The following is a 15,368-nucleotide window of genomic DNA, read 5'->3' on the forward strand; positions in this document are numbered from 1 at the left end:
TTTCCAGCCGACCAGCTAGGTTTCCCGATGTCCGGAACGAGCACCAGCAACACACCCTGGAACAACCATCGCATCGCCTTCGTCGGCGGCCTGCACCGCAGCGGCACCACGCTCCTCGCCCGAATTATTGGTTCTAGTCCGAATGCGTCCGGGCTGACCGGAACGGGCGCCGTGATGGACGAGGGACAACATATTCAGGACACGTATCTCGGTGGTCTGGGCAATACGTCCGAATGGTCTTTCCACCCGCAGGCGCACCTCACCGAGGAGGACGCGCAGCGCACGCCCGACGCCGGCGCACGGCTCTGGCAGAGCTGGTCCCCGTACTGGGACCTCGACCGCGCGGTGCTCGTCGAGAAGTCCCCGCCCAACCTGACGAAGATGCGCTACTTCCAGGAGATCTTCCCCGGGTCGCGGTTCGTGGTCGTCACCCGGCACCCCGTGGTCCAGGCCCTGGCCGTGCGCAAGTGGGCCACCCGCAGCCGGGGACGGTTCACCTTCGGGTTCCCCCGGCTCGTGGAGCACTGGGTGCACGCGCACGACGTGTTCGCGGAGGACGCCCTGCACATCGAGAACCTGCTGGTGCTGCGGTACGAGCACCTGATGCGCGACCCGGCCGGCGAGCTGGGCCGGGTCGCCCGGTTCCTGGGCGTGGAGCTCGACGACGACGCGGTGGACGCCGTGGACGCCGGCCGCAGCAACCGCTACGCGGAGCTGTGGCGCTCCGGCGGCCGGGCCGAGCTGGCCGGGCGCGTGCGGCACCACGTGTCACGCCTCGGGTCGCGGCACGGCACGCCCCGGGCGGACCTGCTCCGCGACGTCACCGACGCCGCACTGCTGCCCCGGTACCGCAACGTGGTGGGCGAGCACCTCGGCGACCGTATCCGCGCCCACGGCTACGACCTGGACTCGCTCGACGAGGCCGCGCCGTGGGCCCCGGTGGTCCGCGTCTCGACGATGGCGGCCGAGACCCGATGAGCGCACCGCACCGCGTCGTCTACGTGACCGGCTCGGGCCGCAGCGGCACGAGCACGCTCGCGGGCGTCCTGCGCGAGTTCGGCCTGCGGGTCCCGGCACCCGAGGTCGAGGCCGACGCGTCCAACCCGCGGGGCTTCTCGGAGCCACGGTGGGTGGTGGACTTCCACGACTCGCTGCTGCGGGCCGCCGACGTGCAGACGTCGGACCCGCGGCCGCTGGCCTGGCACCTCGTGGACCGGGCCGGGGTCGAGGCGAACGCGCTCGGCCAGATCCGGGTGTGGCTCGACGCGCAGGTCGCGGAGCACGGCGACCTGGTCATCAAGGACCCGCGCCTGCTCTGGTTCCTGGAGCTCTGGCTGGAGGCCGCGGCCGGCACGGGCGCCCGCGCGTCGTGCCTGACGATGCTGCGCCCGCCCGCCGAGGTGGTGGGCAGCAAGGCGGCCAACTACAAGGGCCGGGGCATGGTCGACCGGGTGGCGGGCTGGATCAACCTGATGCTCGGCACGGAGCTGGCAACCCGGTCGACGCCGCGGGCGTTCGTCCGCTACGCCGACCTGATCCACGACTGGGACGAGCCCGTCTTCAACGCCGCCGCCGCGCTCGACCTGCCGATGGTCGACCCGGACGACAAGGCCGCCGTGCACCGGGTCGACGCGTTCATCGACCCGTCGCTGCACCGCGTCGGTGCCACCTGGGACGACGTGCCCGTCCCGGCGCCGCTGCGCAGCCTCGCCGACGACACGTGGGCCGCGCTCGACGCGCTCCCCGAGCACGACGACCCCGGGACCCGCGCGGAGTTCGACCGGCTCCGCGCGCTCTACCCCTACGTGCACCGCAGGGTCGCGGCGTCGCCGGCCCGGCGGATCGCCCGCATGGTGCCGCCCGAGGTGGTGCCGCCCACCGTGCGACGGAGCGTCGCGAGCATGCTCTGGCGCTCGTCCGGCACGGCGGGCTGAGGGCCCGGGCCTCGCGGTCTCACGCGACAGGCGCCTCGTTGAGCAGGGCATCCAGCTCCTCGGCCTCGGGGACGCCGAGGTCCGCGTAGATCGCGTGGGCCTGCCGGAAGCCGGCTTGGGCCTGGTCCAGGTCCCCCAGGCCGCGGTGCGCGTGGCCGATGCCTGCGTGTGCACGGGCCTGCTGGTCGCGTGAACCCACCTGGACCGCGATGCCGAGCGCCTCGGTGTGGGCCCGCAGGGACTCGGCGGGGCTGCCCGCGAGCCGCGCCGCCTCGCCCAGGCCGTTGTACGACCACGCCTGCCCGGTGACGTCCCCGGTCTCCTGGCACGCGGTCAGCGCCCGCCCGAAGTACGCCGCGGCCTCGGCCGGTTCCGCCAGGCGCAGGTGCAGCATGCCGAGCGAGTCCAGGATGTACCCCCGTGAGGTCACGATGCCCAGCTCGTCGGCCGTGGCCAGGGAGCGGCGCAGACGCTCGCCGGCGGTCGAGTAGTCCCCGCGCTCCATGTCGTTGTTCGCCAGGTTGTTGAGCGCGATGGACTCGCAGTAGCGCGCCCCGATCTCCTGGAAGATCGTCAGTGCCTGCCGGCAGCGCTCGTAGGCGGCGTCGTGGTCCCCCAGCCTGGCCGCGACCCCGACCATGCCGTTGAGCACCGAGGCCTCGACGAACCGGTCGCCCGACCGTTGCGCCACCTCGAGCGCGTGCCGGTGCCGGTCCCGGGCGGCCCGGTGGTCGCCCCGCCGGTGGGCGACCGTCGCCAGGTTGGTGAGCGTGTGCGCCTCCCCGGCGAGGTTGCCGACCTCGCGGAACAGCGCGAGCGCCCGGTACAGGTGCTCCAGCGCCGTCTCGTACCGGCACGCCTGCGAGTGCCCCACCCCGAGCTGACGCAAGGCGTGGGCCTGACCGGACAGGTCGCCCACCGCCTCGGCGGCCCGCAGCGCGTGCGCGTTGACGACGAACTGGCCCACCGGATGAGCGCTGTTCACGTACCGGTGCAGGATCAGGGCGATGGCGACGGCGTACGCGGCGTCCTGCCGGTCGGCGGCGTGCTCGGCGACCGCCGCCAGGCAGACCTGCTCGGCCTGGAGCCAGGCCGTGGCCGTGCGCGGCTCCGACACGTCGGGCAAGGGGACGTCCGGGATCCGGTCGAGCTCGTACTGCACCTCGGCGGGGTACAGGGTGCTGACGGCGGCGTGGGCCGCGGCCCGGTAGTAGTCGAGGAGCCGTTCCTCGGCCGCGGCACGGTCCTGCCCGGTGTCGTGGGTCCGGGCCAGGTGGGCCGCGTAGGCGCGCAGGAGGTCGTGCATGCCGTAGCGGCCTGGTGTGGTGCGGTGCAGCAGGTGGGCGGCCACGAGGGTGTCCAGGACCCGGCGGGCCCGATGGGGCTCCAGACCGGTCAGGGCGGCGGCGACATGGGGGTCCAGGTCGGGGCCGGGGTGCAGGCCCAGCCGGCGAAAGGTGCGGGCGGCCTGGTCGGGCAGGTGCTGCAGGGACCAGGAGAACACGGCGTGCACCGCCGCGTAGGGATCACCACCCGGGTCGAGCAGCTCAAGTCGTTCCTGCCGGTCGGCGAGCTCCGCGGTGATCTCGGCCAGGGTGCGGTCGGGCCGGGAGGTGGCCAGCACGGCCGCGACGCGCAACGCCAGGGGCAGGCGTGCGCACTGCTCGGCGAGGGTCGCCGCTGCGTCGGGCTCGGTGGTGACGCGGTCGCCGATCAGCCGGTGGAGCAGGCCGTTCGCCTCCACCGCGGGCAGCAGGTCGAGGCCGAGCTGGTGGGCGCCGTGCACCGCCACCAGCCCGGCCAGGCTGTCCCGGCTGGTGACCACGACCAGGGACGAGCCACCGCCGGGCAGCAGGGGGCGCACCTGGGCCACGCTGCCGGCGTTGTCCAGCACGATCAGCATGCGGCGCCCGGCCAGCTCGCTGCGGTACCGGGCGGCGCGCGACTCGTCGTCCAGCGGGACGTCACGCTCGGCCACGCCCAGGGCGGTCAGGAATCTCACCAGGGCGTCGGCAGGGCGTACGGGCTGGTCAGGGTCGTATCCGCGCAGGTTCACGTAGAGCTGCCCGTCCGGGAACCGGTCCGCGACCCGGTGCGCCCAGTGCACCGCGAGCGCCGTCTTGCCGACGCCCGCGGTGCCGCTGATCGCGGCGACACCGGGCGACGTCGTGAGGCCGGCCAGGAGGTCGTCCAGACGCCGCAGGTCGGCGGCGCGCCCCGTGAACGCGGCGACGTCCAGGGGTAGCTGGGCGGGACGCGTGCGGTCGGCTGCACCCGGGGCGGGACCGGGCGCCGTCGGGCCCCCGGGACCGGCGGGAGCCGATGCGGTCGGTGCGGGTGGCGCGGCTGCTGCGGGTGGCGCAGGTTCCGGGACCGCCAGTCCCGGGTCGTGGCGCAGGATGCGCTGGTACAGCTCCTGGAGGCCCGGGCCGGGGTCGCTGCCCAGCTCGTCGGCCAGCCGTTCGGCGACGAGGCGGTAGTGCTCCAGCGCGTCGGCCTGCCGGCCGCACCGGTACAGGGCGAGCACGAGCTGGGCGGCCAGCCGCTCGTCCAGCGGGGCCCGGTGGGCGGCCGCGGCTACCTCGGGCAGCAGGCGGCCGTGCTCGCCACGGCGCAGCAGCAGGTCGTGGTGGTCCAGCACGGCCGCGTGCCGCTCGGCGTCGAGGGTGACGGCGACCGACCGGAGCCAGTCGCTGTCCAGACCGGCGAACGGCTCGCCCTGCCACAGCGCGAGCGCCTCCTGCCACAGCGCGCCGGCGTCCGCGTCGTCACCGCCGCCGACGGCGCTACCGACAGCGCCCGCAGCACTTCCGACGGTGCCCCCGTCGGCGCCCCGGCGGCGAGCACGGGCCACCAGAGCACGGAACCGGTGCAGGTCCACCTGGGCGCCGTCCACCGCCAGCACATAGCCGCCCGGCCCGTGCACGGGCACCGGTCCGCCCGCGCCGTCGAGCGCGGAACGCAGCCGTGAGACGTAGGCGTGCAGGGTCTGCCGCGCGCTGCGGGGTGCCGACCGGCCCCAGACCCGATCGACCAGCAGGTCCAGCGGGACGACGGCCCCCGGCTCCACCAGGAGCGCCGCCAGCACGGCCCGCTGCCGGGCCGAACCCAGCGGGACCGCGCCCCGTTCGTCGTGCGCGGCCACGCCGCCGAGCAGCTGAAACCAGATCACGCCGTCCACCCCCCGACAGAAAGCTCAGGATAGAAGAGGCGAAGAGGGGCAAGGTAGTACATGTGCCACCGGAGTCATGCCGGAGTCATGTCGCGTCATGCGGAGCGGGGCGCGTACATGATGACGGCCACGCCGGCCAGGCAGAGGAGCGCGCCGATGACGTCCCAGCGGTCCGGACGGAAGCCGTCCACGACCATCCCCCACGCCAGCGAGCCGGCGACGAACACGCCGCCGTACGCGGCGAGGATGCGCCCGAAGCTCGCGTCGGGCTGCAGGCTGGCGAAGAACCCGTAGATCCCGAGCGCGACGACACCGGCGCCGATCCAGATCCAGCCGCGGTGCTCGCGCACGCCCTGCCAGACGAGCCACGCCCCGCCGATCTCGAACAGCGCCGCGCCCAGGAACAGGACGATCGATCTCAGCAGCATCATGCGCTCGACGGTAGACGGCTTCGTGCTTGCGGGGCTGCATCGAAGAGTGTCAACATAGAAGCACATCGATACAACCGAGGTGCCGCCGATGACCGCTCTCTCCCCGCACGGCGCCGCCGAGTCCCACGCGATCGGCCTCGACGCGGCGACCGCCCTGGCGGCGACGCTCAAGGCGATGGCCGACCCGCTCCGGCTGCGCATGCTGTCCGCCGTCGCGACCAGCGTGTCCGGCGAGGTCACCGTGGGCGAGCTCGCCACCCTCACCGACGTGTCCCAGCCCACCGTGTCCCACCACCTCAAGGTGCTGCGCGACGTCGGGCTGCTCTCGGCCGACCGGCGCGGCACCTCGGTCTGGTACCGCGTCGAACCCGCCTACCGGGGTGCGGTGAGCACGTTGCTGGACCGGTTCGCGCCGGCCGCGGTCGACGCCGGCCGGACCCGGCAGCCGGCCGGGCTGACGAACGTGGAGCCCGCTCTCGACCGCCTGGCGGCGTCGCTGGCCGAGCGCTTTCCCGGCACACCGCCCGGCGAGTGTGCCCGGGTGGTCCGCGAGTCGTACGCCGCCCTCGTGCGCCGGGGCGGCGAGGCCACCTACCTCGTGCCGCTGACCGAGCACTTCGCGCGGCAGCGGATCGTCGACGCCGAGAAGGCCCGCGCCCTGGAGCTGGGCGCGGCGGGCGAGCACCTGCCGCAGGTGCTGTTCGTCTGCGTGGCCAACGCTGGCCGGTCCCAGCTCGCCGCCGCCCTGATGCGGCACCACGCGGGCGACCGCGTGGTGGTGCGCTCGGCCGGGTCCGCGCCCGCGGCGGCGGTGCACGCGGGCGTCCGGGCGCTCCTGGAGGAGCTGGGCGACGGCACCTCGGCCGACCAGGTCGACGACGTGACCCGCTTCTACCCGAAGCCGCTGACCGACGACGCGGTCCGCGCCGCGGACGTCGTGGTCACCATGGGCTGCGGCGACGTCTGCCCGGTGCTGCCCGGCACGCGGTACGAGGACTGGGCGGTGGGCGACCCGGCCCTCGCCTCCCCCGCCGGTGTGGCCGCGATCCGCGACGACCTGGACCAGCGCGTGCGCACCCTGCTCGCCGATCTCGTGCCGGAAGCCGCCTGATCCGCCGGGCAGCCTGACCCGTACACCACCACTCCTATCCCACCGGAGCCCCTTGATGAGCCTCACCGAACCGACCACCGAGACCAAGCCGTCCGCCCTGTTCGTCTGCGTGCACAACGCGGGCCGCTCCCAGATGGCCGCGGGATTCCTCCGCGCGCTGTCGGGCGGCGCCGTCGAGGTGCGCTCGGCCGGCTCCATGCCGGCCGAGGCGATCAACCCCGTCGCCGTGGAGGCGATGCTGGAGAAGGGCGTCGACATCCGCGGCGAGCAGCCCAAGGTGCTCACCACGGAGGCGGTCGAGGCGTCGGACGCCGTGATCACCATGGGGTGCGGCGACGCCTGCCCGTACTACCCCGGCAAGAACTACCAGGACTGGGAGCTGGACGACCCCGCCGGCCAGGGCCTCGAGGCGGTGCGCCCCATCCGCGACGAGATCGAGCGGCGCGTGCGCCGGCTCCTGGCGGAGCTCGGCGTCGAACCCGTCGCATGATCCCGGGCGCCGCCTAGCGGCGCGCCGTCGGCACGCCCGTACCGATCGTCACCGCCTGCGGCCCGGACGGCGCACCGCAGCACCCGCCGCCGGACGCGCCCGCCGGCACCTCGGACGAGACCGCGCCGTCCGCATCGGCCGCGAGCGCGAGGTCGGAGGAGCAGACACCGGTCTGCGGCAGGTCCAGCTCGACGGCATCGGCGGCCGCCCGGTCCCCGGCCAGCGCCGCGACCACGGACCGCACCTGCTCGTAGCCGGTGGCCAGCAGGAAGGTGGGCGCGCGGCCGTACGACTTCGTGCCGACCAGGTAGAAGCCGTCGTCCGGGTGCGCGAGCTCCGCCTCGCCGTGCGCGGGCACCGTGCCGCAGGAGTGGTGGTTCGGGTCGATGAGCGGCGCGATGGCGCGCGGGGCCTCGACCACCGGGTCGAGGTCGAGGCGGACCTCGCGCAGCATGTCCAGGTCGGGGCGGAAGCCGGTCGCGGTGACGATCGTGTCGACGGTCAGGTCGAGGGCGCCGTCGGTGCCGTCCTTGCGCCCTGTACCCAGCACCCGCACGGCGCCCGAGGGCTCAGGCTCCAGGCGCTCGACGGCGACCCGGGTGAGCAGCTCGACGCGCCCGGACCCGACGGCGTCGCGCAGGCGCGTGCCGAGCAGGCCGCGGGCGGGCAGCTCGTCGTCGGCCCCGCCGCCATAGAGGCGCCGCGCCGAACCGCCGCGGATCGCCCAGAGGATGCGGGTGGTCGGCTCGTCCTGAGCCAGCTCGACCAGGCTGAGCAGCGTGTTCGCCGCGGAGTGGCCCGCGCCCACCACCAGGGTGGTGCGGCGGGCGAACCGCTCGCGGTCCGCCCCCAGCACGTCCGGCAGGGCGCCCGCCAGATGCTCGGCGACCCGCTCTTCCCCGATCGCCGGCAGGCCCGACGGACCGAGCCGGTTGGGCGTGCCGTAGGTTCCTGAGGCGTCGATCACGGCGCGCGCCCGGACCTCGCGGACCTCCCCGCCCGCCGTCCAGCGCACCAGGTAGGGCCGCCGCTCGCGGCCCAGCGAACGGGACCGGTCCGCGCCGTCGCGGGCGACCGCGACGACGCGGGCACCGTAGCGGACCCGCTCGCCGAGTGCGGCGGCCAGCGGCGCCAGGTACTGCTCGACCAGGTCGGCGCCGGTGGGCAGGACGTCCGGGGCCGGTTCGGTCCAGCCCGCACCGGTGAGCAGACGGCGGGCGGCGGCGTCGACGTCGTACCGCCAGGGCGAGAAGAGGCGCACGTGCCCCCAGGAGGCGACGGCCGCGGCCGGGCCGGAGCCCGCCTCCAGCACGAGCGGTTCGAGCCCGCGCTCCACCAGATGAGCCGCCGCGGCGAGGCCGACCGGCCCCGCCCCGACGACCACGACGGGCAGGCTCTCGCGGGATCCGGACATGTTCCACCCCTCAGATCGATACTTATCAATGCGTGAACGAGTGCAACATATCCACAGACTTCGATGCGTGGCAAGATGGTGGGCATGACCACCACGCTCCCCCTGACGGACGCGTCACGGACGGCCACGGAGCCGGTATCCGGTACCTGCTGCGCGCCCCTGGTGCGCGAGGCCGCCGACCCGGAGACCGCCGCCGAGCTCGCGCACGTGTTCAAGGCGCTCGGCGACCCGACGCGCGTGCGCCTGCTGTCGGTCATCGCCGCGCACGACGGCGGCGAGGCGTGCGTCTGCGACCTCACCGAACCGGTCGGGCTGTCCCAGCCCACGGTGAGCCACCACCTCAAGCTGCTGGTCGACGCCGGCCTGCTCACCCGCGAGCAGCGGGGCAAGTGGGCGTACTACTCGGTGGTGCCGGGAGCGTTGAACCGGCTGGGGGTGCTCCTGACCGAGGCGGCACGCTGAACGGCTCCGGCACGACCGGCGGACAGGCCGCTGGACGTGCCGGAGCCGCTGCATGAGCCTCAGTGCAGGAACGACGTACCGCACGACGAGGTGGACACCCACTTGTGCGAGCTGATCGTGTTCGACGCACCGGACGAGCCGGCGCCACCCGCCAGGGAGTCGTCGTTCAGGTTGCTCACGTAGTACTCGGACTTCTTGACGCACGACCAGTTGCCACTGTGGTTGAAGCCGTTGAACACCATGACCGCCATGCCCGACGTGCCCTTGTGCAGCAGCGAGTGCGCCCTGTTGTTGTCCGTGCCCTGGAAGCCGCCCGAGGAGTTGCCCCAGTTGGCGTCGTTCCCGTTCGACTTGCCCAGGTAACCGCCGCAGTTGATGTAGTCGTAGGCGTAGAAGTAGCCCGACGTCGCGTTGTGCCACGCGTTGTCGCAGGCTGTCGAGGCCTGCGCGCTCACGGGGAACAGCGCCCCTGTGATCACCAGACCGAGCGACGCGAGCAGGACGAAGATCTTGCGCATGATGTGTACTCCTTTGGTTGGTTGGTTGAATCCGGTTCAGTGCGCCAGCACCCGTTCGGCGTTCTCCAGCGCCACGACCTGCATCCGCCGGTAATCGGCAACCTCGTCGTCGTACCGCGTCAGCCGCCCGCGGTACTCGTCCTCCAGGTCGAGCGCCGTGCTCACCAGCGCCGTCTCGCGGACGGCGCAGGTCGCCTCGGCCACCGCGAGGTCGCGCTCGGCGGTGCGCGCCCGCTCCCTGTTCAGTCCGGCGAGAACGCGGTGCAGGTCATCGCGGACCGCGGGCGGGTCCGGGTAGTCGTAGCCCCGTCGGCCCATACAGTCCGACCAGTCGGCGAGCTCGGCCGCGAACCGCTCGTCGGCGACGATGTCCTGCGCGTACAGGCCCACGAGGTTGGTCGCCACCTTCTCGGCCCGGAACCACGCCGCGAAGTCGCCGTAGAGCTCGTCCTTGGCCCGCGCGAAACAGCTGTCGGCCGGCGTCTGGACGACGCCGCCCGCGGGCAGCTCCGCCGACAGCATCCCGCCGGCCGGGTCGCCGTCCAGGGCCACGGACCAGCGCACCCGTTCCGCCTCCGGCAGGGCGTTGGCGTAGGCGTGGTTCGGGTCGCTGCGCTGGATCTCGGCGACCCGGTCCTCCAGCTCCAGCCCGTAGCCATGCTCCCGCGCCCAGGCGACGTCGTCGAGCACGTAGCCCGACCCCTGCCGCTCCTCGACGCTTGCCACCCACGCCGGCACGTACCGGAAGCCCTCGGCCTTCATGCAGTCCCGGACCAGGAGCTCGACCGCCTCGTCCACCCGGACCTGCTCGACGTCGGTCAGCTCACGGGCCGGGACGCCGTCGGAGCGCGCCGGGCCGGGTTCCAGGCCCGCCGCCGCGGTGCATCCGGCCAGGGTCAGGACGGCGACCGCCGTCACGCAGGTGATGAAGTACGCGCGCCTCATGCCGGTGCCCTCCTCGACGGACCGTTGGTCTGTCCGCCCCTCGGGGGGTCGAGGGGCGGACGCGGCACCATCGGCGCCGCGACCCACCGTAGGAAGGCGGCCTTGCACGAAACATGCAGCCCGCTTGCAGCCTTTGCCGCGTCAGACGAACAGCGTCCGGTCCCGCACGCTCCCCGCCACGCGCCCCGCCGTCAGCGCGAGCCGCTTGACCCCGCGACGGCGCACCAGCCGGTCCGGCGACAGCGCCCGGACCAGGCCGCCCGCGACCGTGACCGGCACGCGCCACAGCGGCCGGCGCGGCAGGCCCGCGTCCCGGAACCGCAGGTAGATCCGCACCGACTGGCGCCCGTACCGGAACTGCTGGCGCGCCAGGTCGCGCAGCCGCTCCCGCTCGTAGTAGACGACGACGGCGTCCGGCACCGCGCGCGTGCGGTACCCGGCGAGGTGCGCGCGGTAGAAGAAGTCGGACTCGTCGCCGCCGCCGAGCAGCGACTCGTCGAACCCGCCCACGGCGTCGTGCACCTCCCGGGCGAAGCCGCAGTTGGCACCGATGGGGCGTGGCACGTGCCACAGGTGGGTGGAGGTGGCGGGGTCGGTGCCGACGACCGTCTCGTCGGGCAGCCGCCGCTCGACGGCTCCGCCCACGCAGTCCGCCCCCGCACGGCGGGCCCGGTCCATCGCGGAGATCCAGCCCGGCGTGACGGCGTCGTCGGCGTCGCAGAGCAGGACGAACTCGCCCCGGGCGTGCGCCACGCCCACGTTACGAGCGTGGTTGATGCCGGGCCGGCCGCTCGCGTCGACGCCCCGGACGCGCGGGTCGGTCCGGCCGGCCGCGGCGACGACGGCGCGGCTCTCGTCCCGCGAGCCGTTGTCGGCGACGACCACCTCGAAGTCGCCGGTGAAGTCCTGCGCCGCGAGGGCCCGGAGCTGCCGGCCGAGCGTCGCCGCCCCGTCCCGGCAGGGGATCACCACGGAGTACACCGCGCTCACCGCCCCGCCGCGGCGCCACGGGGCATACCTGCCACGGCGCCACCGGGCGCGCCCGCCGCGGCGCAACCGGGGGTGCCCGCCGCCGTGTCGGCCTCCTGCGTCACCCGGGCATCCTGCGGGTCCGACCCGACCGGGGGACGCGGGCGCCACAGAATGACCGCGAGCATCACCGGCAGCAGCGGCGTCAGGTGCCGCACGTACGAGCCGTAGTCGGGCTCGAACACGCTCTGCACCACGGTCAGGCCCAGGACGAGCGCGACCAGGCGCGCCCACTGCGGGTCGCTCCGCGCCCGCGCACCCCACAGCCGGACCGCCCGGCCGAACTGGAACCAGAGCACGGCCAGGAACGCCGCGACCATCAGGTAGTACGGCGAGAGCTTGAGGATCAGCGGCAGGGGCACGGCGAACGTCACCAGCACGATCACCGAGTTCAGGAAGCTGCCCACCGGTCCCGCCACGTCGACGAACGGCTCGATCAGCGTGCGCGTGTCCACGTCGCCGATGCGCACCTCGTTGACCTTGGTGCGGTAGAAGTCCAGCTCGACCCCGAGGTAGTTCTGGAAGACGACGGCCAGCACGACGAGGGCGGCCACCGCCGCGGCGATCATCCGGCCCACGGAGAACCCCCGCGCCATGACCACCCGGAACCCGACGTAGCCGCCGATGACGAGGTACCAGTAGTCCCGGAACTCGTGGGCGTAGACGGCCATGGCCGCCACCAGCGCGATCTCGGGCCACCACCCGCGCCGGCGCCACAGCGCGACGAGCGCGATCGGCAGCACGAACACGTCCTTGGAGTACGTGCCGACGTACACCACGGCCAGCACCACCGAGCCCACGACGAGGGCGAGCCCCAGGAGCCCCGCGTTCCCGATCCGTCCCCGCAGCGCCACCAGCAGCACGGTGGCGAACAGGAGGTACCCCAGCAGCCCCGCCCAGACCGGCTGCTCGGCCAGGCCGAGGTCGCGGTAGATCGCGCCCACCGTGCTGAACGACTTGTCCGAGTCGTAGCCCTGGTAGCCGCCCGCGATCGTGGCGATCTTCCGGCTGTCGTACAGGAACCGCTGCGGCACCGCCGGGCTGCCCAGCAGCACGAAGCACGCGCTCCCGACCAGGAGCAGCCCCACCAGGAGCTGCTTCACCGTGCGGTCGCCGTCGATCGCACGGCGTTCGGGGTGCGGGCGCTGTGTCACGCCACCAGCGCCCCTCCGGCGGCGGTCGCGTAGGCCCGCACGACGCCGTCGTGCAGGGCCGTCTCGTCCATCTCGCCCACGAGACGGTCGCCCGACGCGATCATGCGCAGCCGCTCCCGGGGGTCCTCGACGGCGGCGTGGACGGCGGCCGCGGCCTCGTCCGGCGTGCCGACGGCGGTCAGCCGCGCCCCCTCGAACGCCGGGATGTCGCGGACCACCGCCGGCAGGCCGACCCGGGCGGCGTCGAGCACGCTGATCGGGAACCCTTCGTACGCGGCGCTGTGCAGGTAGACGTCGGAGGCCGCCATCTGCCGCATGACGTCGTCCGCGGTGAGCCACCCCGTGACCTCGACCCCGGCACCGGCCAGCTCCCGGACCAGGTCCGGGTCGCCGTCCCCCAGCCAGCGGAAGGTGAGCCCCAGTCCGGCCGCGCGCGCGGCCCTCGCCGTCGCCGCGTAGAACCGCGGGTCCTTCTGTGCGACCACGCGGCCGACCATCGTGACGGTGCGCCGGGACCCGGCCGCCGCACCGGAGCGTGCCCCGGCCTCACGGACGGCCGCGGACGACGGCGCGTTGGGGATGCGCACCACGTGGTGCACACCCATCGACCGGGCGAGCCGCTCCTCGCGCGGGCTCACTGCGGCGACGACCGAACCGTTCGCCGCGAGGAACCGCTCGGCGGAGCGGACGGCGCGGCGCACGGGGCCGGGCAGGTCGGGCCGCTCGAAGTAGTAGCAGTGCGGCTGGTACACGACGGGCACGGGCAGCCGCCGCACCCGCGTGTACAGACCGGCCCAGCTCGAGTGCGCGTGCACGACGTCGGGCGTCACCTCGTCCACGACGTCCCGCACCGCGCGGACCCGGGCCACGTGCCCGTCCGGGAGGTCGGCCGTGCCCCGGTAGGCACCGCGGCCGTGCGTGCTCTCGATGCCCGTGGAGAGCAGGTGGTGCTCGGCCTCCGGAACCAGCTCGGTGATGCGGTCGATCGCTCGGCCGACGCCCCCGGAATACCGGTCCGTGACGTGCAGAATTCGCACCTGCAGATCTCCCTGTCGAGCGCCCTTTACGTCCGGAATTTGCGGCAATAAACCGGGATATCCCAGCGGGCGCGCTTCTCCGGAACGTCGGTTAGATTACCAACGGAAGCGCAGGCAGGCCCGTCAGGGGAACACGTTGAACGTGACCGAATATCTCAGGATCATCCGTAAGCACTGGGTTCCCGTGACCGCTCTGGCACTTGCCGGAATTGTGCTCGCCGGGTTGTTCGCATTCACCAGGACGCCCACCTATACGACCTCCGCGCAGGTATTCGTTTCGTTCCACGGCGCCGAGTCCACGTCCGAGCTCGCCACCGGCACCACCTATGTGCAGCGCCGCGTCGTGTCGTACTCGAACCTGGTGCGCAGCCCGCAGGTGCTCGAACCGGTCGTCGAGGAGCTCGGCCTCGACACGACCCCGGGCGAGCTGGCCACCCGGGTCCAGGCCGCCCCCGTCACCGACACCGTGCTCATCGACATCACCACGACGGACGCCGACCCGACGCTGGCCGCGCGCATCGCGAACACCGTCGCCGAGAGCCTCGCCGTGCGGGTCGACGCGCTGGAGACGCCGCAGGGCGCCGGCGACTCCCCCGTGCAGCTCCAGCTCGTCCGCGAAGCCGTGCCGCCGGCCTCGGCGAGCTACCCGAACATCCCCGTCATGATCCTCGTCGGCCTGCTCCTCGGCTCCGCCCTCGGGGTCGCGCTCGCCGTGCTGCGCGAGATCGTCGACACCCGCGTGCGCTCGGAGCAGGACCTGCGGACCGTCACCGACTCCGCGGTCATCGGCACCATCACCCTCGACGACGAGGCGAGGAGCAACCCGCTCGTCGTGCAGACCAGCCCGTACCACACGCGCTCGGAGGCGTTCCGGCGGCTGCGCACCAACCTGCAGTTCCTGGACCTGGACGGGGGCCCGCAGGCCCTGGTGGTCACCTCCTCCGTGCCGGACGAGGGCAAGACCACCTCGGCGATCAACCTGGCCATCACGCTGGCCGACGCCGACGCGAAGGTCCTGCTGATCGACGCCGACCTGCGCCGGCCCTCCGTCGCCGGGTACCTCGGCCTGGAGGGGTCGGTGGGCCTCACGACGCTCCTCATCCAGCGGGCGACGATCGACGACGTGGTGCAGCCCTGGGGTTCGGCCGGCCTGTACGTCATCCCGTCGGGGGCCGTGCCGCCGAACCCCGCCGAGCTCGTCGGCTCCCGCAGCATGGCCCGGCTGATCGAGGAGACGAGCCAGAAGTTCGACTACGTCATCATCGACACCCCGCCGCTGCTGCCCGTGACCGACGCCGCGCTCATCGCCAAGATGACCAGCGGCGTGCTGATGGTGGCGGGTGCGGGTCAGGTGCGCCGCGAGCAGCTCCGGCAGTCGCTCGCGAACCTGTCCGCCGTCAGCGCGCGCGTGCTCGGGATCGTCCTGAACAAGGCCGGCCGGGAGGCCGACGCCTACGGGGCCGGCTACTACGACTACCGCCCGCACGAGGACGACGCCCCGGCCGGCGGTGCCGACCAGGGCAGGGTGGAGAAGGGCTGGCGCCGCCTCGCGGGTGCGCGGCGGACGCCCGTCAGCGCCACGAGCACGCCGCCCGGAACCCTCCGCGGCTGAGGCGCGCGCCCCGAACCCTGGCGCCCCTCCTCAGCACCGGGCATGCGCCACGCCGGCGC

General features: G+C 73.7%; 14 protein-coding genes. 6 read left to right on the forward strand and 8 right to left on the reverse strand.

The window, feature by feature from the left end:
- Nucleotides 1-27: 27 nt before the first annotated feature.
- Both ACIG47_RS11670 and ACIG47_RS11675 read left to right on the forward strand, forming a co-directional pair.
- Nucleotides 28-978, forward strand: a complete 951-nt coding sequence (locus ACIG47_RS11670; protein ID WP_397430931.1) for a sulfotransferase family protein — start codon at nt 28-30, stop codon at nt 976-978.
- Nucleotides 975-1,934: a sulfotransferase family protein gene (locus tag ACIG47_RS11675; protein ID WP_397430932.1), complete on the forward strand. Its 960-nt coding sequence runs from the start codon at nt 975-977 to the stop codon at nt 1,932-1,934. Before ACIG47_RS11670 ends, ACIG47_RS11675 begins: the two co-directional genes overlap by 4 nt.
- A 19-nt stretch (nt 1,935-1,953) precedes the next feature.
- Here the strand turns inward: ACIG47_RS11675 and ACIG47_RS11680 are convergent, their stop codons facing one another.
- Nucleotides 1,954-5,106, reverse strand: coding sequence for an AfsR/SARP family transcriptional regulator (locus ACIG47_RS11680; protein ID WP_397430933.1), 3,153 nt, complete (start codon nt 5,104-5,106; stop codon nt 1,954-1,956).
- A gap of 95 nt (nt 5,107-5,201) precedes the next feature.
- On the reverse strand, nt 5,202-5,537 hold the full coding sequence (locus ACIG47_RS11685; RefSeq protein ID WP_397430934.1) for a YnfA family protein: 336 nt from the start codon (nt 5,535-5,537) through the stop codon (nt 5,202-5,204).
- A gap of 88 nt (nt 5,538-5,625) precedes the next feature.
- Between ACIG47_RS11685 and ACIG47_RS11690 the strand changes: the two genes are divergently transcribed.
- Nucleotides 5,626-6,648 carry a metalloregulator ArsR/SmtB family transcription factor gene (locus tag ACIG47_RS11690; RefSeq protein WP_397430935.1) on the forward strand — a complete coding sequence of 341 codons (1,023 nt, stop codon included), beginning with the start codon at nt 5,626-5,628 and terminating at the stop codon, nt 6,646-6,648.
- Between the two features lie 55 nt (nt 6,649-6,703).
- Complete coding sequence (locus ACIG47_RS11695) at nt 6,704-7,138, forward strand: arsenate reductase ArsC (protein ID WP_397430936.1); 435 nt, start codon at nt 6,704-6,706, stop codon at nt 7,136-7,138.
- A 13-nt stretch (nt 7,139-7,151) separates the two neighbouring features.
- Here the strand turns inward: ACIG47_RS11695 and ACIG47_RS11700 are convergent, their stop codons facing one another.
- Nucleotides 7,152-8,552 carry an FAD-dependent oxidoreductase gene (locus tag ACIG47_RS11700; RefSeq protein WP_397430937.1) on the reverse strand — a complete coding sequence of 467 codons (1,401 nt, stop codon included), beginning with the start codon at nt 8,550-8,552 and terminating at the stop codon, nt 7,152-7,154.
- A gap of 84 nt (nt 8,553-8,636) precedes the next feature.
- On the opposite strand from ACIG47_RS11700, the gene ACIG47_RS11705 reads away from it, so the two are divergent.
- Nucleotides 8,637-9,014, forward strand: coding sequence for an ArsR/SmtB family transcription factor (locus ACIG47_RS11705; RefSeq protein WP_397430938.1), 378 nt, complete (start codon nt 8,637-8,639; stop codon nt 9,012-9,014).
- Nucleotides 9,015-9,073: 59 nt separating this feature from the next.
- Here the strand turns inward: ACIG47_RS11705 and ACIG47_RS11710 are convergent, their stop codons facing one another.
- The 5 genes from ACIG47_RS11710 to ACIG47_RS11730 all read right to left on the reverse strand — a co-directional run bounded on the left by ACIG47_RS11710 (nt 9,074) and on the right by ACIG47_RS11730 (nt 13,697).
- Entirely contained in the window at nt 9,074-9,532 is a 459-nt protein-coding gene (locus ACIG47_RS11710) for a hypothetical protein (RefSeq protein ID WP_397430939.1), read from the reverse strand.
- Nucleotides 9,533-9,568: 36 nt separating this feature from the next.
- Nucleotides 9,569-10,477: a hypothetical protein gene (locus tag ACIG47_RS11715; RefSeq protein WP_397430940.1), complete on the reverse strand. Its 909-nt coding sequence runs from the start codon at nt 10,475-10,477 to the stop codon at nt 9,569-9,571.
- A 141-nt stretch (nt 10,478-10,618) separates the two neighbouring features.
- The gene (locus ACIG47_RS11720; RefSeq protein WP_397430941.1) at nt 10,619-11,467 is read right to left on the reverse strand and encodes a glycosyltransferase; all 849 of its coding nucleotides are present in this window, start codon (nt 11,465-11,467) and stop codon (nt 10,619-10,621) included.
- Nucleotides 11,464-12,660, reverse strand: coding sequence for a hypothetical protein (locus tag ACIG47_RS11725; protein ID WP_397430942.1), 1,197 nt, complete (start codon nt 12,658-12,660; stop codon nt 11,464-11,466). Before ACIG47_RS11725 ends, ACIG47_RS11720 begins: the two co-directional genes overlap by 4 nt.
- The gene (locus ACIG47_RS11730) at nt 12,657-13,697 is read right to left on the reverse strand and encodes a glycosyltransferase (RefSeq protein WP_397430943.1); all 1,041 of its coding nucleotides are present in this window, start codon (nt 13,695-13,697) and stop codon (nt 12,657-12,659) included. Before ACIG47_RS11730 ends, ACIG47_RS11725 begins: the two co-directional genes overlap by 4 nt.
- 142 nt (nt 13,698-13,839) lie before the next feature.
- Between ACIG47_RS11730 and ACIG47_RS11735 the strand changes: the two genes are divergently transcribed.
- A complete protein-coding gene (locus ACIG47_RS11735) occupies nt 13,840-15,309 on the forward strand; it encodes a polysaccharide biosynthesis tyrosine autokinase (RefSeq protein ID WP_397430944.1) in 1,470 nt (489 codons plus the stop codon).
- Nucleotides 15,310-15,368 lie beyond the last annotated feature (59 nt).

This window comes from Promicromonospora sp. NPDC052451 (assembly GCF_044547525.1).
Taxonomy (GTDB): domain Bacteria; phylum Actinomycetota; class Actinomycetes; order Actinomycetales; family Cellulomonadaceae; genus Promicromonospora.